The organism is Noviherbaspirillum sp., from assembly GCF_035254685.1.
In the GTDB taxonomy this organism is placed as follows: Bacteria; Pseudomonadota; Gammaproteobacteria; order Burkholderiales; family Burkholderiaceae_D; genus Noviherbaspirillum.
The window spans coordinates 19,372-36,610 of record NZ_DATFAI010000014.1 but is presented as its reverse complement, the minus strand read 5'-3'; the positions used below and the strand labels follow the sequence as shown (position 1 = coordinate 36,610).

The 17,239-nt window shown below is 58.0% G+C and carries 15 protein-coding genes and 1 riboswitch; of the genes, 12 read left to right on the top strand and 3 right to left on the bottom strand.

Going from position 1 to position 17,239, the window contains the following annotated elements; all coding sequences use genetic code 11:
- Window positions 1-585: 585 nt before the first annotated feature.
- On the bottom strand, window positions 586-1,272 hold the full coding sequence (locus tag VJ698_RS03740; protein WP_324101341.1) for a TetR/AcrR family transcriptional regulator: 687 nt from the start codon (window positions 1,270-1,272) through the stop codon (window positions 586-588).
- Between the two features lie 472 nt (window positions 1,273-1,744).
- Window positions 1,745-1,891, top strand: a riboswitch (FMN riboswitch).
- Between the two features lie 94 nt (window positions 1,892-1,985).
- On the opposite strand from VJ698_RS03740, the gene ribB reads away from it, so the two are divergent.
- The gene (gene ribB / locus VJ698_RS03735) at window positions 1,986-2,651 is read left to right on the top strand and encodes a 3,4-dihydroxy-2-butanone-4-phosphate synthase (RefSeq protein ID WP_324101340.1); all 666 of its coding nucleotides are present in this window, start codon (window positions 1,986-1,988) and stop codon (window positions 2,649-2,651) included.
- A 389-nt stretch (window positions 2,652-3,040) separates the two neighbouring features.
- On the opposite strand, the gene VJ698_RS03730 is transcribed toward ribB, so the two are convergent.
- Complete coding sequence (locus VJ698_RS03730; protein WP_324101339.1) at window positions 3,041-3,934, bottom strand: LysR family transcriptional regulator; 894 nt, start codon at window positions 3,932-3,934, stop codon at window positions 3,041-3,043.
- 30 nt (window positions 3,935-3,964) lie between these two features.
- On the opposite strand from VJ698_RS03730, the gene VJ698_RS03725 reads away from it, so the two are divergent.
- From VJ698_RS03725 to VJ698_RS03685, 9 genes are all read left to right on the top strand, one after another.
- Entirely contained in the window at window positions 3,965-5,491 is a 1,527-nt protein-coding gene (locus tag VJ698_RS03725) for an MmgE/PrpD family protein (RefSeq protein ID WP_324101338.1), read from the top strand.
- Complete coding sequence (locus tag VJ698_RS03720; RefSeq protein WP_324101337.1) at window positions 5,488-5,976, top strand: MaoC family dehydratase; 489 nt, start codon at window positions 5,488-5,490, stop codon at window positions 5,974-5,976. The genes VJ698_RS03725 and VJ698_RS03720 overlap by 4 nt, the downstream gene beginning before the upstream one ends.
- Window positions 5,977-5,978: 2 nt before the next feature.
- Window positions 5,979-7,139 (top strand): acyl-CoA dehydrogenase family protein, encoded by a 1,161-nt coding sequence (locus tag VJ698_RS03715; RefSeq protein ID WP_324101336.1) that lies wholly within the window; start codon window positions 5,979-5,981, stop codon window positions 7,137-7,139.
- Window positions 7,111-7,665 (top strand): MaoC family dehydratase, encoded by a 555-nt coding sequence (locus VJ698_RS03710; RefSeq protein WP_324101335.1) that lies wholly within the window; start codon window positions 7,111-7,113, stop codon window positions 7,663-7,665. Before VJ698_RS03715 ends, VJ698_RS03710 begins: the two co-directional genes overlap by 29 nt.
- Window positions 7,662-8,882, top strand: a complete 1,221-nt coding sequence (locus tag VJ698_RS03705) for a CaiB/BaiF CoA-transferase family protein (protein ID WP_324101334.1) — start codon at window positions 7,662-7,664, stop codon at window positions 8,880-8,882. The genes VJ698_RS03710 and VJ698_RS03705 overlap by 4 nt, the downstream gene beginning before the upstream one ends.
- Window positions 8,879-10,255 (top strand): MmgE/PrpD family protein, encoded by a 1,377-nt coding sequence (locus VJ698_RS03700; protein WP_324101333.1) that lies wholly within the window; start codon window positions 8,879-8,881, stop codon window positions 10,253-10,255. Before VJ698_RS03705 ends, VJ698_RS03700 begins: the two co-directional genes overlap by 4 nt.
- A gap of 14 nt (window positions 10,256-10,269) precedes the next feature.
- Window positions 10,270-11,139, top strand: a complete 870-nt coding sequence (locus tag VJ698_RS03695) for a CoA ester lyase (RefSeq protein WP_324101332.1) — start codon at window positions 10,270-10,272, stop codon at window positions 11,137-11,139.
- A 63-nt stretch (window positions 11,140-11,202) separates the two neighbouring features.
- A complete protein-coding gene (locus VJ698_RS03690) occupies window positions 11,203-12,591 on the top strand; it encodes an MFS transporter (protein WP_324101331.1) in 1,389 nt (462 codons plus the stop codon).
- A gap of 12 nt (window positions 12,592-12,603) precedes the next feature.
- Window positions 12,604-13,059: a cache domain-containing protein gene (locus VJ698_RS03685; RefSeq protein WP_324101344.1), complete on the top strand. Its 456-nt coding sequence runs from the start codon at window positions 12,604-12,606 to the stop codon at window positions 13,057-13,059.
- A 393-nt stretch (window positions 13,060-13,452) separates the two neighbouring features.
- Here the strand turns inward: VJ698_RS03685 and VJ698_RS03680 are convergent, their stop codons facing one another.
- Window positions 13,453-14,721, bottom strand: coding sequence for a site-specific integrase (locus tag VJ698_RS03680; RefSeq protein ID WP_324101330.1), 1,269 nt, complete (start codon window positions 14,719-14,721; stop codon window positions 13,453-13,455).
- A 998-nt stretch (window positions 14,722-15,719) separates the two neighbouring features.
- Here VJ698_RS03680 and VJ698_RS03675 point away from each other — a divergent pair.
- Window positions 15,720-16,742, top strand: coding sequence for a ParM/StbA family protein (locus tag VJ698_RS03675; protein ID WP_324101329.1), 1,023 nt, complete (start codon window positions 15,720-15,722; stop codon window positions 16,740-16,742).
- Entirely contained in the window at window positions 16,742-17,215 is a 474-nt protein-coding gene (locus tag VJ698_RS03670) for a hypothetical protein (protein WP_324101328.1), read from the top strand. Before VJ698_RS03675 ends, VJ698_RS03670 begins: the two co-directional genes overlap by 1 nt.
- The last annotated feature ends 24 nt before the right edge of the window (window positions 17,216-17,239 follow it).

Here is a 17,239-nt window from a genome sequence, read left to right as displayed (position 1 = left end):
ATCGAGCGTCACCGGCAGCTTCGGCGCGCGTGGATCCACCCCCAGCGCGCGGCAGCGCAGCCACGACTGCACCACCACCGGCCGCACCGCCGTCTCGTCCACCTGCCCCGTCTCGACAAACTGCCGCCACGCAGCAGCGACGCTTATAACAACGCTTTCCAGGACCATGTCTCCACCTTCCGTCTCGGTTTTGGACGCAATTCTGTTTCTTGTAATTGGTGCGAAAGAATTGCAATCTGAGATTTGAGTCGCACTGTTTTTGAGTCATACTATTCATATTGAACTTTAGTGTCAACATGACGTATGGTTCATTTTGTGCAAATAATCTATTTTGCGCTGCAAAACAAATGGCTCAACCAAGCGCGCTTTACCGCGACGTTTGCGTCGCAGCATTATTTGGGCATCCATGTCGAAACGGTGCCGATTAAGCCTGCTGGAAGTAGGGAGAATAGTGACCTGCGACTGACAGGTAAAAGGAACTACTCAGCGCCGTGCGATTGCACGGCGTATGGGTCTATAGATGCGGCAGTATGGCGGGTCCGTTCCACCCTGCCTGCTGACACTGCTCCGCCTGGCGAGAGCGCGTCAGCTCACAGACCTCGTAGGACGGCGCAAGTCAGGTAACGGGCGGGCGAGAACTTCTTCAATTTTTGCCGGGTTTACGCCCAGTCCTTGCAGTATAACTCTGACAATCTTGTCGCCGTAGCCTTTGCGCGAGCGCAACTTCGGATCTTCCATCAAGCGCGTCATCCCTTGACGTATTGTTCCCATTACCATGTCAAACGCAACGTTGGAATCTGTGCAGGTAAAATCGCCCGATTTAATACCTGCCTTGATGTCGTTCAGTGGTTCCTTTCTACCAAAACCGCCACGGAACCAGAAGGTGGCCACGAAGCCGCACCAGGCCGCGTCAGTCTCTGCCTTCTTCATCCACAAACGCAGACCTGTGGCGTGGCGCAGAACAGGGTCTTCGATCGGATTGATTTCTGGCTCAATCGATTCGACCAAGTCGTCCGTAAGCCAGGTTGACGTGGCTTCCAGCAATTCGCTGACACTTTTAAAATGATTGTAAAAGGTGCCGCGGGCAATGCCGGCCGCCTTGATGAAATCATCGATGACCGGCGCGTCGCGACCCTTTTCCGCAAAAACTCCAAGCGCGGCCTCGATAATCTTCGCCTCGGTTTTTGCACGACGCTGATGCCCAACGATAGTGCGATGGTTGACTGCTTCGTTCGAATCTTTTGGAGCGGCAGCTGGTTCGGCTCGTCTCATGGAAAAACTCTTCGTTAAATCCGTACTGTGATTTTGAATGATAGTCCAAATTGTACTTTTGCGTCTAACGTGGCTCTCGCCGAACAACCACAGGTCACGAGCTCGCAAATCGCTCCCGACAACAATTGCCAGAACTCGCGGCAATATGAGGGCAGACGTTCCTTCCATCTTTCCGAGAAATCGAGCGCTATGACTAGACAGCAACTACTTGGCACTCGGGGGAGGTCGCCAATGGGCTTCAAGTGATGTACAGATGTGAATGGCGTTGGTCAGTAGACCAGTATCGTCCACGTTCCGCTTGTGGCGCCTGAGAGTCCATTTCGGCAGGCAAAGCCTGCAGAAATGGACACTTAGCTTCCTTCACAGAAGGGCGAACTCCGATGTCTTGGTCAGAAGAAGTCAACCCCGAGCAGATTCAGCAATCACTTCGCAATGATAAAATCTACCCGGGACAACAAACAGTCCCGTATCAGTGCGTCTTCAGGGCGGGGCGAAATTCCCCACCGGCGGTAAAACTACTTTCCGTAGTCAAGCCCGCGAGCGCTTGCGACAAGCAAGGTCAGCAGATCTGGTGCGATTCCAGGGCCGACGGTCATAGTCCGGATGAAAGAAGATAGGCATTTACCGCATCCTCACTCCTCGTAACCGGAATGGGGGATGTTTATTTGCGTGCCCTGAAACGCTTTCGCCAATTTATTGTGTGGAGCGTTTCTATGTCAAAAACCAATCTCCGTTTTACTCAGTTTTCCTCGCCGCTGCCAACCGAGCGCCTGGACCTTGCCCTGCAGTCCATGCGTATCGGTCGTCCTGTCATTTTGATGGATGATCTGGATCGCGAAAATGAGGCTGATTTGATCATCGCCGCCGAAAAGCTGACCGTCGAAGCGATGGCTCTGCTTATTCGCGAATGCAGTGGCATTGTCTGCTTGTGCCTGACCGACGAAAAGTTGCAGCAACTTTCCTTGCCACCTATGGTGCAGCAAAACGAGAGCCGCCATGGAACGGCATTTACTGTCTCCATTGAAGCAAGGCACGGTGTCACGACTGGCGTTTCCGCTGCTGATCGCTTGCAGACAATCCGTGCCGCCATCGCCGACGGTGCACGTCCAGAAGATCTCGTCAGACCCGGACATGTGTTTCCCTTGCGGGCGGTGCCAGGCGGTGTGCTGGAACGCCGGGGGCACACGGAAGGTGCCATTGAGCTTGCTATTCTCGCGGGATTGAAGCCGGCAGCCGTCCTTTGTGAGCTGATGAATCCCGACGGCTCGATGATGCGAGGACGAGAGATCACCGAGTTCGCAGCGCTACATAAGCTTCCAATGCTGACAATCGACGAGCTGGTGGATTTCCGGCGATTGGCTGTTCCGGCAGCAGCGTAGATATTCGGTAGCTGATCGACAGCACGAACGACGGTGTTGTGATTCGCGATTTATCACGACCGGTTTTCGACACCTGCATCCATCCCGGCTACGCCAGCATGGCGTGCCGGCCAGCCAACTGTTCACATGGCGCAAGGTCGACCTGAAAGGCGCTTTGATCGCAGTGGGGGTTGGCGATTCGGTGGTGTCAGCCGAGAAATGCTGATTGAAGCATAGGAGAAGCGAGTTCGGGATGTTGCTGTCGGCTCGACCACCGTGGAATTGGAGTTCCCGAGCCTAGGCCTTCGAGTGTGTAAAGTTAACACCCAACAAGGTATCCCAGAGGATGCTCCGCGGTGCAAGTGCCGCCGCGCGATAACGCGTGGGCCGAGCATCAGGCCCGGTTCTGATCAAACGCCCTCACGAAATGCCATCATGAGTCCCTCTGTCGCGGGCTGGATGGCTCTGGTACGATCAGTCGCCAAGCACACCTCCCGGTAGATCCCGCTGCGCCCGACTCGCGCTATCCCAATATCTTCCATGTTCAACATCGGGATGATGCGCCGCGGCAGGAAGCCTACCCCGAAGTCGGCCTTGATCATGGCAATCAATGACATCATGTGCATTGTCTGAAATGCTGGCTTGAATTCGAGACCTTCGGCGCTGAACGCATCCGCTATCAGCCCCCATATCGCCGATTGCTGAGGCATGGTGAGTAATGGGTACTTGCCTACGTCGGCAAGACTGACTCTCTTACCTTTTAGTAGCGGATGGCCGACGGGAGCCGCAAGTAACAGCTCATCCATGTAAAGCGTCTCGAAATTGAAGCGCGAATCCGCCTTTTGACCCGGGACGATGGCAAAGTCGACCTCCCCTTCACTTAGCCGTTCAAGGGCTCGTCCGAAAAAATCGTCCCGCAGGATGATTTCCACCCCCGGCCAGCGCCGATTAAAGCGCCTGATGACTTCCGGCACCACGGTTGCGGCGATGGTGGGTGTCGCCCCCACTACGACGCGCCCGCGCTTGAGCTGCGCCTCGTCCTTGAACTCCCGCAAGATCGAGCGCAGCTCCGAGATGGTGTGATCCGCCCGCGTGCAGAGGCGCTTTCCATGCTCGGTGATTGTCACTTTGCGGGTCGTTCGGCTGAACAGCTTCACTCCGAGTACATCCTCCGCACGCTGCACGCGCGCAGAGATCGACGGCTGGGTCAGATGAAGTAGTTCTGCAGCAGCGCGAAAGCTGCCGCTCTCGGCCACGGCGAGGACCGCCTCAAGATCACCAATTTCCAGATTGATCGGATTCATCTATCAATTTATAGAATAAAACGAATTCTCTTGTCAATCAGCTGTGACTACACTCGCTTCAACACATTAAAAAAACTACGCGGATTCTTCACGAGACGCCCCGTGAGAGATTCATTGACAAGCAACGGAGACGATATGTCATCAACCGACATTACCTCGGTATTCCCCCTTCCCCAAGCGAAAAGCGAATCGGAATTGCTGGCCGAATTTGCACTGGGGCTTTCCTACGAAGAAGTGCCGCGTGAATTGATCGAGCAAGCAAAAGGCCATTTCCTCGATGTGCTCGGCATCGCCCTTGCATCGTCCCGATTCGACTTTGGCAGATCGGTTCTTGCTGCGGCAAAGGACCTCGGCTCTGGGGTCGGAGCGCGGGCGCTCGGTTCTGGCGCCGCCCTGCCCGCAGCATCGGCAGCACTCGTCAACGGTACGTTGGCGCATGGGCTCGACTTTGACGACACCCACATTGCGGGGATTTACCATGCGAGTGCGCCGGCATTTGCGGCCGCATTGTCTGCTGGCGAAGAGCTCCATGCAGATGGGAAATCGGTCCTGCTTGCCTACATCGCCGCGCTGGAAATCGGATGCAGGCTCGCAGTGGCCGCCTCGGGTAAGTTCCATGAACGCGGCTTTCATCCCACCGCACTTTGCGGCACCTTCGCCGCGGCGGCGGCTGCGGCGCGGTTGCATGGCGACAATGAAAATGCGCTGGTTTCCGCGCTGGGGCTATGCGGTAGCCAGGCTTCGGGCATCCTGGAGCTGCGTGAATCATGGCTTAAACGCCTGCATCCCGGATGGTCGGCGCACGCAGGCCTCATCGCAGCGACGTTGGGGCGCAATGGGTTCAAGGGGCCACGAACCGTGTTTGAAGGTGAGCATGGCTTCTATATGGCGCATATCGGGCATATTCCGGAAGGCGAGCAAAAGGCATCGTACCGGCTGCGCGACCAATGGCGCAGTCCGGGCATCGCCCTGAAGCCCTACCCCTGCTGCCACTTCATTCATTCATTCGTCGATGCTGCATTAGGCGTGCGCAAGGACGTCGTTCCGGATGATATCGAACGGATCGACTGCCTGCTGAGCCGCGACCTGCATCACATGGTGGCTGAGCCCCGCGAACGCTGCATCCGTCCGAAAACCATCTATGACTCGCTCTTCAGCGTCCCCTATGTCGTTGCCCTGGCTCTGGTGAAGGGGCGGGTCGACCTGGCGGCCTTCTATGACGAGCCGCTCGATGACCCGGCCGTGTTGCGCGTTGCGTCGCAGACTTTCTGCCACGAGGATCCGCACAGTGATTTCCCCAGGCACTTCCCGGGCGAGGTGCGCATCACCTTAAAGAGCGGCCGCATCCTCACCCGCCGCGAGGTGACCAGTACTGGCACACCTGACCGGCGCCTGAGCAAGGACGAGATCAACGCCAAGTTCATGAAGAACGCCACCAGGGTGATCGGCGACGCGCAGGCCAACCGCGCGATGGAAACAGTCTGGGAGCTCGAGAAGCTTTCCGATATCGGCGACCTCGTATCAATTTGCATGATGAAAAATGGAGAAACAAAGTGACAACACGACGCATAGCGCGCGGATTGCTGTACGAAGACTTTGACGAAGGGCGTGAGTTCAACCATCACTGGGGCCGGACCTTCACCGAACATGATGCGGTCTGGTACAGCAATATGACCATGCAGTACAACCCGCTGTATTTCAACACCCGGTACGCCAGACAGCTGGGATACCAGGGAACGCTGATCCATCCGCTGTTCGTGTTTACCACCGCACTTGGATTGTCAGTGGAAGACCTGACCGAGGCGGGCGGACCATTCCTTGGCGTCGACGATCTCGTGTTTCACCGTCCTGTGTATGCCGGGGACACCATTATTTCGCGTTCCACGGTGATATCCCGTCGCCCATCCCAATCACATCCCGGCTGGGGAATCGTCGAGTGGCATACCTCGGCAGTGAACCAGGATAACGAACCGGTTCTTGAATATCGTCGCCGCAATCTTTCCAGGATGCGCGGCGCACCCAGTCAGACATCGAAGGAATAGAAATGGCATTACTTTCATCCGACATTTTGGAGCTCAAGGAAGCCACACGCGCATTTAGCGATGGTGAAGTGGCGCCGGTCGCGCAGCAACTGCATCTGGACGACAAGGAGATTCCCGACGACCTTCTGGCAAAAATGGCCGACATGGGCTTTTTCGCGGTGCTCGCCTCGAAAGAGTACGGCGGACTCGGCCTAGGTGCGATGGCGGTCGCCGTCGTGACGGAGGAATTATCCCGTGGCTGGTTCTCAGTCGGAGCACTGCCGGCGCGCAACTGGGGCTCTGCCCTGCTGCTGGAAAAGCACGGCACCCGGGAGCAGAAAGAGAGATGGCTCCCCGGCCTCGTCTCGGGAAAACTGCAAGCGGCGCATTCAGGGACAGAACCGGAAGCAGGCTCGGATGCCGCGAACATCAAGACCACCGCAGTCCTGCAAGACGGCACGTACGTGCTGCATGGCACCAAGATGTGGTGCACGCACGCCAACCGCGCCGACATCATCTCCACCTTTTGCCGGACCAGCAAGGATTCCAAGCATGGGGGCATCAGCATGCTGTTCGTGGAGAAGGTGCGCGGCGACCAGTTCATGCCGCCGCAGCTCACCGGCTCGCATATCAAGACCGTTGGGTATCACGGCATGCATTCGTACCAGCTGTTCTTCGACGGCTTTGAGGTACCGGCGTCCAATCTGCTGGGCGGCGTCGAAGGACAGGCCTTCAAACAATTGATGGCGGTATATGAACTAGCACGCATGCAATTTGCCTTCCGCTGCATCGGCCTCGCGCAGGCGGCGTACGAATCGGCGCTGGAATACAGCCAGAGCCGCGTGCAGTTCGGCCAGCCGATCTGCAAATTCCAGGCTATACGCCACAAGCTGGCGGACATGGCGACACAGATCGAAGCGGCGCGACAGCTTGGCTACATGGTGGCGCAGAAGATGGACCAAGGTGTGCGCGTCGACCTCGAAGCGGGAATGGTGAAGCTGTTCGCTTCCGAAATGGCACACCGCGTGTGCCACGAAGCGGTGCAGATCCACGGCGGGACCGGCTTTGCGATCGACACCGCCGTCAATCGCTACTGGCGAGATTCGGGGCTGTGCACTATCGGTGAGGGCACCAGCGAAGTGCAACGGGAAGTCATTGCGCGCCGCATCTTGGGAGAACGTTGATATGGGTATGACTGGAACAGGCAATTACTTTGAAGATTTCAAGGTCGGTGACGTGTACGAGCATCAGCGAGGCAGGACCGTTACCAATTTCGACAACTATGCGATCACACATATGTCGCTCAACACTGCACAGGCGCATTTCGACCGCGACTATTCCACCAGGGCAATGGGCGGACGTTTCCGGGAACGTATTGTGGTCGGCCCCTGCACCATCGCCCTGGTGGTCGGAATGACCTCCCAGGATATGAGCGAGAACGCCTTCATGGACATCGGCTATACGGCGATACGCCTGCCAAATCCGGTTTTTGCCGGCGACACGCTGTATGCGAAGAGCGAGGTGCTGGAAGTGCGCGACGACGACAAACGCCCCGATGCTGGCGTGCTGCGCTACCGTTTCACCGGCATTAACAGTGACGGCAAGATTGTGGCCGAAGGCGAGCGTACCGTCCTGGTGAAGAAGCGCACGGTCTGGACAGTTGTCGATGGTAACGCGGAACTCGCGCAACAGGCCGGGAGTAAATCATGAGTGCCGGTTTGTCTGGGTTGAAGGTGATTGACCTGACGCAGGGTGTGTCCGGGCCGTTCACCACGCGACTGCTGAGCCAGATGGGCGCGCGGATCATCAAGGTCGAGCGCCCGGGCGCGGGCGATCTGATCCGCTTCTGGGACACCATCGTGCACGGCATGTGCTCCGGCCACGCCTGGGTCAACCCAGGCAAGGAAAGCCTCGCGCTGGACCTGAAGACGGAAGAAGGCCGGAACATCCTGCTGGACCTGGTCAAGACCGCCGACATTGTGATCGAAAACTTTGTGCCGGGCACCATGGAGAATTGGGGGCTCACCTACGACAGGTTCAAGGAGCTCAATCCGCGCGTGGTGTTCTGCCGTATTTCAGGGTTCGGCCAGGACGAAGGACCGTACCGAGACCGTTCCGCGCTGGACCTGATCATCCAGGGCGAGACAGGCCTAATCCTGACCAATGGCACACCCGAATCGCCAGCCAAGATCTCCTTGTCGCTATGCGATATTTCCGGCGCGATGTATGCAACGATCGGCATCCTGGAAGCCTTGTTCCACCGCGAGCGAACCGGCCGCGGCCAGGAAGTGCAGGTCGCCTTGCTTGATGCCATCATGACCTGGACTGGCTATTTTCCCTACATGTACTGGTACGGCGGAAAAGTCCCGGAGCGCGTCGGACTGCATCATCACACGATGGCACCCTATGGCCCTTATCCCGCAAAGGACGGGCGCATGGTAATCCTGGCAGCCGGGGGCGGCCATACGGCAATGTGGAAGAAGTTTTGCGAAGCGATCCATCGGCCCGCCATGTTTGACGCCCCCCTGTTTACCACGAATGGGTCACGGCTACAAAACCGCGCCGAGCTAGACAGGCAGATTTGTGAAGCGATGGCCGAGCATGAGCGCGAATACTGGCTCGCGCGTTTTCATGAGTTCGGGATTCCGTCGGGCGCACTCAATGATCTGGCGGATGGATTGGACCACCCTCGCCTACAGTCACGCGGGTTCATCAAGGAAGTCGACAGCGCAGTGGGAAAGGTGAAGGTCTTCGACTTTCCGCCGCAATTCTCCGAACTGGAATCGGTTAACAGGCTGGGCCCACCAGCACTGGGAGAACATACGGCAGCAATTCTCGCCGAACTTGGCCTGTCGGCTGAAAGGATCGATGCGTTACAGCGTGCTGGCGTGGTGCAAACGCCGGGTGTATCGGAGGCGAACCAATGACCCAGGACGCGAGCACGGGGGCAACGCGCGCACTGGCAGACTTTGCAGCAACGATCTCATTCGATGCGATTCCGCAAATGACGCGATCCCGGATGAAAGAATGCTTTCTCGATTTCATCGGTAACAGCGCATTTGCAGCACGGGAGGCGGAGAGCAGTCCGGCATTTCGTCGCGCCGTGCGGGATCTTGCACTGGGAATCGGACCAGGAACAGTGGTCGGCGAGTCGCGCCGCTATCCGCTCCAGTACGCGGCACTACTGAACGGTGCCTATGCCCATACGCTGGATTTCGACGATACCAGCCTGTTTGGCAGCCTGCATCCGGGCGCTGTCGTCATCCCGGCAGCACTCGCCGAGGCGGAGCGCACACGAGCGAGCGGACGCCAGTTCATCGAGGCGCTCGCCGTCGGCAACGAAATTGCGTGCCGGGTCGGTGCGGCAGTCGGCGCCACTGCCTACGACCGCGGCTTCCATAACACGCCTGTGGCGGGAATTTTCGGGGCAGTTGCTGCCGCAGGCAGGTTGCGCGGCCTCGATAGTGCTGCCATTGCCAATGCGTTCGGACTCGCAGGGAGCAGGGCTGCGGGATCGATGCAGTACCTGGAAAACGGTGCGTGGAACAAGCGCTTGCACCCCGGCCTCGCCGCACATGATGCGCTAGTGGCACTGGCATTCGCACAAGCGGGTGCTGTCGGCGCGACGGCAGCCATCGAAGGGCGCTACGGTTTGCTGACGGCATATAGCAATGCCGCTCGCCCCGAGTTGCTGACCGACCGGCTGGGACAGTGGTGGGCGGCCGGGGAGATTGCGATCAAGCCATATCCATCGTGTCGCCTCACGCATTCGGCTATCGATGCCGGGCTTATGCTGCGCGAGCGCGTCATCGGTATGCCTGGCAACGTCGATCTTGACCTGAGCCTGTCCTCGAAAGCCGTTCAGGTCGTCGGCGAGGCCCTGTCGAACAAGGTGCATGCCCGCAATGTCGTTGACGGCCAGTTCAGCGTGTATTTCCAGCTCGCGGTAGCGTGGCTCGACGGGAGGTGCGACTGGAGCAGCTACAAGCGTTTGGGCATGGACGATGTGGACGCCCTTGCCAGCCGCATTGCCGTACGAATCGATGAAAGTCTGCCGGTCGGCGGCGCCATCCTGAGCGTGCGCGGCATACCCGAACTCACCGTACGTGTCGATGAACCGCTTGGGGAGCCCTCCCGTCCGCTGCAATGGCAGGAAATGGTCGGCAAGTACTCGGGACTGGCCGAGTCCGTGTACGGCCTAGAAACGACACGTGAAATTGCCCGGCGCATCAACCAGCTCGAGGATGAGCCCGCGGTTACCGGGATCACCAATCTTCTTCTACTGAGGAGCACATCGTGAATCAACCCGCTATCGTGCGGCGCAGCCAGCTGGTTACGCCGGCGTCCAGCCTGAAAATGATTGAGAAAGGGGCGAAAGTTGATTGCGATTCCCTGATCATCGATCTTGAAGATGCCATTGCCCCCGACAAGAAGGACGAGGCCCGGATCATCATGCGCAACGCGCTTACCGTGCTCCACTTCGAGCATAAGGAAATCGGCGTGCGAATCAACGGACTGGAGAGCCCCTGGTTTCTCGATGACTTGCTGGCGCTCGGAGGGATGCCGATCGATACGATCGTCGTTCCGAAGGTGCACGGAGCCGAAGACGTACATGCCTGCGAAGCGATGGTCCGGCAGCTTGAGCTTCGAGGCGGCATGGCCGGCAAGACCTTGCAACTGCTGATCGAAAGTGCACGCGGGCTGGAGAATATCACGGAGATTGCACGGGCCTCGTCGCGTTGCGAAGCGCTGATTTTTGGTGTTGGCGATTACATCGCAGACACTGGGATCGCTTTCAACAGTCGTGCACTCTGGTACGCTCGGTCGCGTGTCGCCGCTGCTGCCGCTGCTGCAGGCATCCAGGCGCTCGACCATGTCCATCCCGAAGTTGCCAATTCAGCCGCGCTGGCGGTGGAGGCGGCAGAAGCGCGCGACCTCGGTTTTACCGGGAAATGGGCTATCCATCCGCTTCAGGTGCCTGTCATTAATGAAGCCTTCAGCCCAAATGAGAAGCAAATCGCGCAGGCGCAACGCGTTATCGAAGCCTATGAGCAGTCGCTCGCACGTGGTATCGGGGCGATCGTTGTAGACGGCACGCTGGTTGACGAGGCGAGCCTGAAAATCGCCCGGCGCCATCAGGGCGCCGCCCTGAAGATGGGACGCTGTGCGTCGCCCGGCTCCTGACACAACCCCGGGATGCCATCCTCGTCCTCTACCAACGAAATACTCATTACCAAGGAGACAATCATGACATATACCGCAGCCCAGCGGCTCGACCGCTTACCGGAGGCCGCATTTCACCGGCGCCTGGCAGGCATGATCGGCGCCGGCCTGTTGTGCGACACCTTCGATCTATATCTCGCCAGTAGCGTGATGGTGGCGTTGACCACATCAGGTTGGGCTACCGTGGCGCAAAACGCGCAGTTCGCGTCGGCCGGTGCGCTCGGCTCACTCATTGGCGCATTCCTGGCAGGGTGGCTGGGAGACAGGTTCGGACGTCGCTTCTCGTTTCAATTCAACCTGATCCTATTCGGTGTCATGTCGTTCGCTGCCGCGCTTGCTCCTGACATGAGCTGGCTGATCGCCTTCCGGTTCATTATGGGGATCGGCCTAGGCGCGGAAATCGTGGTCGGATATTCCACCATCACCGAATTTGTTCCGCCGCATAGCAGGGGCAAGTGGAGCGCTATTCTCTTTCTGGTGGGAACGTCCGGACTCCTAATTTCAACGCTGGTCGGTTACCTAGTTATTCCGAACTTTGGCTGGCGCTGGATGTTTGTGATTGCCGGCGGCGGAGCATTGTTCGTCTGGTTCCTGCGCAAGAACATGCCGGAGTCACCACGCTGGCTCGAATCTGCCGGGAGGCACGAGGAAGCAAACCGGATTCTCGACGAGATCGAGGCCGAAATCTCCTTGAAACATGTGCTCCCCGTGCCGGCAGCGGCAGCGCCGGCTCGCAGCTCGAACTATCGCGCCGTAGACCTATTCAGGCCGCCGCTGCTGCGCTCAACCTTGCTTGGTATGACATTGAATATCGTGGCCCTATTTGCCCTGTACGGATTTGTCATCTGGCTACCGACCTTTCTGGTCAAGCAAGGCCTGTCCATGTCGCATTCCCTCGGTTACACGACAATTATGTCCAGCGGAAGCCTGATTGGTGTCTGGCTGGCCAGCCGGTTTTCCGACCGTCTGGGAAGAAAACGCGGGATTGTCCTGCTGTCGATCATCGCCGGGGCAATCGGCGGGATCTATCCCCATGCAGGGTCGATCGAAGGCACCACAGTTCTTGGCCTATTGCTCATTACCGCGATTTACTGCTGCTCCACGCTGGGTTATTCCACCTACGTGCCGGAGCTCTTCCCCACTCAGGTTCGTCTACGTGGCAGCGGGATATCGAGTGTCGCCGGGCGCGCAGCTTCCATCGTGGCGCCACAAGTTGTCGGCGTACTGTATGCCTACGACGGAAGCGTCAACGGAGTCACGCTTGCATTGGTTGGCCTTCTGCTGTTGCAAGCTGCAGCGGTCGGACTGTTTGGCATCGACATGACGCAGCGCTCATTGGACAGCCAATTTGACGGCTCATTGCAGTCCACCGATGGCAGTGCCGTCGGCGGACTGCCGGTGCGTTCAGAGTAAAGGGTGGAAGGTATGAATTGCTTGATACGAACATTCGTGTTTGTCCTTTCACTTGGTTTGGTCGGTATCGCCGAGGCCGCTGACCGCGGAACGCGTGACGAAGCAATGGCACTCGTCAGGCAGGTTGTGGCATCAATGAAGGTACAAGGAAAGAAAAAGACGCTGGAAGATGTTCAAGCCGGAAAATACGTGGATCGCGACCTCTATGTGGCCGTCCTTGATCTGTCCGGTACGAACCTTGCCAACCCGGTCAACCCACGGATGGTTGGCAAGAACCTGCTTGAACTCAAGGACGCTGAAGGTACGCAATTCATCAAGCGGGGAATCGATGAAGTGAAAAAGAAGGGCGCGGCCTGGATCGACTACACATGGACCAATCCGGTGAACGGCCAACTGGAAAAGAAGTCCAGTTATGTCGAGAGGTTCGACGGCTTCGCTATTACCTGCGGTATCTACCAGGGCAAATGAGACGCTAAACTGGCATGTTCATTTGGCCAGAAATCGTCGGGGGTCTCACATCACCTCAGGCTAGCTGGGAAATCGTCGCACAAGTTTCTAGTGCCTCCTCCAGCTCACAAGGTCTGAAGTTGGCGCGCGGCCTTAAAGGGCTGCGCGCCCTTTTATCAAGATGGTAACCGCATAACTTGAGTTAGCGGGAGAAGGAGAGCCTGGGAGAATATATGAGGAACCTTGAACGTGTGCGCCAGGCGGGGCAGGAGAGTGGACGCCATCCGTCCTGCTTTCGGAACAGGAGCAGGCGTTTGGCGCCGTCCACCAGTGCTTCCGAACCTCGGGCGCGCACGTGGCGTTGCGTTGATCCGACTCGCCCATGTGTTGTTGATGTGTTCACTCGCAACCTCCTTAGTTCGCGCACGTAGTTTCGGCGTCGGCTCTTTCCTCGAGCGCCACAATCGCACGGGCGGCGACGGCAAGTGCCGCCGGAGTGGCAGTCTTGGCTGAAATCCACTCTGTCCCATGCCGCAGGCTGTGTGCTGTCCACAGGGCAAATGCCTGGGAAGGTGTCAGGTCGACACCGCCTTCAGCCGCGATGCTGACCACGGCGACGCAGTCAGGGAGTGCCTCGCGCGGTGGGGAAGGCAAGCGGCCATGTTTGGCGAGAACAGAGAGGCCATCTGTCAGGGCTTCGACAAAATATTCCGGATTCGCGTCGTCCTTAAACCTCGACATCGCACCGTAGTACGCCCCTGTGATTTCCGGCCGTGAGTGCCCCAGCACTTCGCTGACCTGGATCTTTTTCAAGGTCAGTTCGTCCTGTTTCATCTGTCCAGGAGTACCGCCCAAGGTTGGGGGGACGAAGTTCTCCAGAAGCGCTTTGTTTTCTGCAAACTGGGCCCGCAGGCAGTGCCCCGTCGCACCGGCATCGATCCTGGTGAGCCCGAGGCGACGCATGTAGCCGTTATAGCGCGTCTCCTTTTGCTCGAGCGTTGCCGCCTTGCCGGAAACTATGGTTGCCCAGCCCAGTGCTTCCTTCTTGCCCACCTTCGCTTGCACGGCCTTCAAGACCGCGCGTTGGACATCCGTCTCGATGGGGATGTCACGCGGGCGATTGCCTTTGCCCTCGCCTGGATACACCCTCAGGACATCGCCACGGTCGGCGACCCATGGACGACACAGCAGTGCTTCCTTCCGGCGCAGCCCAAAAGCCAGTTCCATCCGCAGCATCCAGCCAAGCCGCTCGTTCATCCGATCGGCTTCCGCAAGTTTGGCCGGTACGTCAATCCCAGCTTCGATCCACGTCTTGCTCTTGTTCGCCACGGTGCGGACTACGAGTTCCTCGCGTGGTACCTCGGGCAGGTAGTGGCTGCAGTGTTTGACCAGACCGCGCTTGCCCAGCCACGTATGAAAGCACACCCGCAGGCGGCTGATATAGCCCTCCAACGTCTTGGGTGCCAGCTTTTTCACGAAGTGCCAATGCCGAACCGCCGCCCGCAGGTGCCGTTCCCCCACATTGCGCGGATCCTCGATCCTGTAGCCGAGTTCGTGCAGCGTATTAAAGAAGTTCATCAGAACCTCTCGCGTCTGCTTGGCCGTCTTGTGCGAGGCCACCTTCCCGTTCACACGTTTCCCCGCCTTTTCATCGAGCAATGCCTGTAGTTTGTCCTTCCACATCACCGTTCTCCCATATGAGTCAATCAAACCCTGCCTTACCGCAGTCGACAGGCGGGGAGGCCAAGACTGGGGTAAGGCAGGTAACCATTAACACCATTTCACAATGCGGGATGAAGGGCCCAAATTAAGTATAAGTTTCGCGCTTCCGCACCCTTCTTGCCTGCGGGCAACGCGCCGACAGCCTCACGACTGCCAGTTGCTCCCGCGCTACGCGCAGGAGACCCGATCACTAACGTGGAGTCGCACGTCTCTCATCCCGCCATGAGGGGCAGGTTTTGGGTGGAGAGATCACCCTGATTCAGACGTCCCAACCGTAGCTGGGCGGATTTGTGTGGGGCGCGGCAGGCTCAATGCCTGGCGTCATTCCCACCCCGCTTCAAGCGGCCATCCTGTTTGCTGAGAGCGTTGTATGACTCGAGCGAGTCACTTTGACTGCACTTCCGCATGCGCGGTGGGTTGCAGATCCTGTTCTGTGCTGCACATGTGTAGCTTTTTGGGGCCGGAGGCCGCATAAACGCTAGGGATGCGGGACACTCTGTGTTGCTGTTAGCCGGATTCATGCGAGGCAAAAAAATGCCAGACATGCCGTGCGGCGAGTCTGGATGTGAGTAAATCCGGTGTGGAGTGGTGAGATGAATGCAGGAGTGCTCCTGCTTCAGATCGATGCCGACTAGCGGCGCTGAAAAATCTGGGGTCTGGCTGTGAAGCCACACCTCAGACATGAGAATGGAGACATTGCCTCGAAAGAGACGCTTGCAGAATACGTCAGGTTTTTTTACTTTGCAAGCCCTTCATGGATGATTCTTGTGCGTGGCGGGAGGCCAAATCATTGATTCGCAAAACGTGCAGCTTTTGGGGCTTGCATTTGAATTTTGTCGGGTATGTTTAAATCACGGTCAGCGACTACATACTACATACTGCACACTACATAGTATGTACTGCATAGTATGTAGTGTGCATTTGACCGGTTGATGAACCCCTGATAATCGGAGCAATAAATGCAGCAAACCTACATTGGTCTCGACGTCGGCCGCAGTGCGGTCAAAGCGATGGCGTACGCGGAAGGTCGGATCTACGACCTACTGTTCCCCTCGGTCGTCTCTCTCGCGATTCCGATCTCCGACGAGGCTACTGCCGCGAAGGCGGAAGCCGAGACGGTCGAGGTCAACGGCAAGCTTTTCTTCACGGGTGATACCGCGCGGGTGCAGAGCGGGGCAACCACATCCACTGGCCTTTCCAACGACTGGATCGAATCACCGGAATACCACGCGCTCGTTCTCTCTGCGATGAAGCGTCTCAAGGCGAAGGGTGTTCCTGGTCTTGACAATGCTTTCATCGTCGTCGGCACTCCGGCGGCCCAGTATCGTATTCAGCGCGAGCGCCTTGAACAAGTAACGAAGGCGGCTGTCAACGCGGAGGTGAAGGCGTTGTCCCAGCCAATGGGAGCCTATTTGTCGTGGGCCTTCAATGAGTCCGGCCTTCCTTTGCAGGACAAGTTGCAGAATCAGTCCGGACGGAAGAAATCGTGGGCCGTCGTCGAGGTCGGGTATTTCTCTACCGATTTTCTCCTGATGAAAGAAGGCAGCTACATCGAATCGAAATCCCAGTCGTGTGAAGGGATTTATTTGGCGTCCGAACACTTGGTCCGGATTCTCGCTGAAAAGCGCCAGATGAAAGTCACTCCCCTCGAGTGCGAGCAAGCCCTCCGCTCAAAGACCGTCCTCCACTACGGGGAGAAGCACGTTGAAGCTGAAGTGAATGAAGCCGCGGAGTTCGTGGTCACCAAGATCATGGCGAAGGCGAACTTCCTCTTTTCGGATGAAGTCTCCAAGCTCGACGGTATTCTGATTGCCGGTGGTGGTGCTCCTCTCGTCTCCCCCAGTCTTCAAAAGAAGTGGCCGAACAGCATCGTCCTGCCCCAGCCACGCATGGCAGTCGCAGATGGTTTTCTCCGTCATGCACGGGCGCTGGGATTGAAGCGTGCCGTCGCCGGTGCACAACAAGCCAAGGTGCAAGCATAATGGCCAAAATCCTTCGGGTCTATGACCCGTCGGTCACGATCCGGCGGGTTCCCCTCGTCATCCAGGACGCCTCCTGCCCCGGATTGGTCGAATTCCTGAGCAAGCTTGCGTATGGCACCGAGACTCCGCTTATCCGGGGCGTTCTCTATCAATGGTTCCTGGCGCATCAGGCAGCGGGAACGCTTGATCAGGCGGCCGCCGAGGTTTTAGATGGCCCCGGTGGACGCACGTCCAGTCGCCCGGGCGGCAAGACTCGTTCAACCAGGCCGGTTGAGGCGCAGACGATCCCGCCAACGCTGCCCCCAGCCGTCGGCGTGCGGCCCGCTCCGCCGGTATTGCCGCCGGCCGAACCGGTTCAGCACACCCATGAATCCCCTACGGAGCGCGTTGAACCTGTCTTGGTTATCCAGGGGATGGAGCTTACCCCGGCCGACATACAGGCTCTGAACAACGTTGACACCATGTTTGGCTAAGGCCCAGCTCTGAAGGACATACAA

Bases quoted from the DNA above. Each gene is read 5' to 3' on its own strand.
- VJ698_RS03740 (WP_324101341.1), bottom strand. From the start codon at position 1,272: ATGAGACGAGCCGAACCAGCTGCCGCTCCAAAAGATTCGAACGAAGCA.
- ribB (WP_324101340.1), top strand. From the start codon at position 1,986: ATGTCAAAAACCAATCTCCGTTTTACTCAGTTTTCCTCGCCGCTGCCA.
- VJ698_RS03730 (WP_324101339.1), bottom strand. From the start codon at position 3,934: ATGAATCCGATCAATCTGGAAATTGGTGATCTTGAGGCGGTCCTCGCC.
- VJ698_RS03715 (WP_324101336.1), top strand. From the start codon at position 5,979: ATGGCATTACTTTCATCCGACATTTTGGAGCTCAAGGAAGCCACACGC.
- VJ698_RS03705 (WP_324101334.1), top strand. From the start codon at position 7,662: ATGAGTGCCGGTTTGTCTGGGTTGAAGGTGATTGACCTGACGCAGGGT.
- VJ698_RS03700 (WP_324101333.1), top strand. From the start codon at position 8,879: ATGACCCAGGACGCGAGCACGGGGGCAACGCGCGCACTGGCAGACTTT.
- VJ698_RS03690 (WP_324101331.1), top strand. From the start codon at position 11,203: ATGACATATACCGCAGCCCAGCGGCTCGACCGCTTACCGGAGGCCGCA.
- VJ698_RS03685 (WP_324101344.1), top strand. From the start codon at position 12,604: ATGAATTGCTTGATACGAACATTCGTGTTTGTCCTTTCACTTGGTTTG.
- VJ698_RS03680 (WP_324101330.1), bottom strand. From the start codon at position 14,721: ATGTGGAAGGACAAACTACAGGCATTGCTCGATGAAAAGGCGGGGAAA.
- VJ698_RS03675 (WP_324101329.1), top strand. From the start codon at position 15,720: ATGCAGCAAACCTACATTGGTCTCGACGTCGGCCGCAGTGCGGTCAAA.
- VJ698_RS03670 (WP_324101328.1), top strand. From the start codon at position 16,742: ATGGCCAAAATCCTTCGGGTCTATGACCCGTCGGTCACGATCCGGCGG.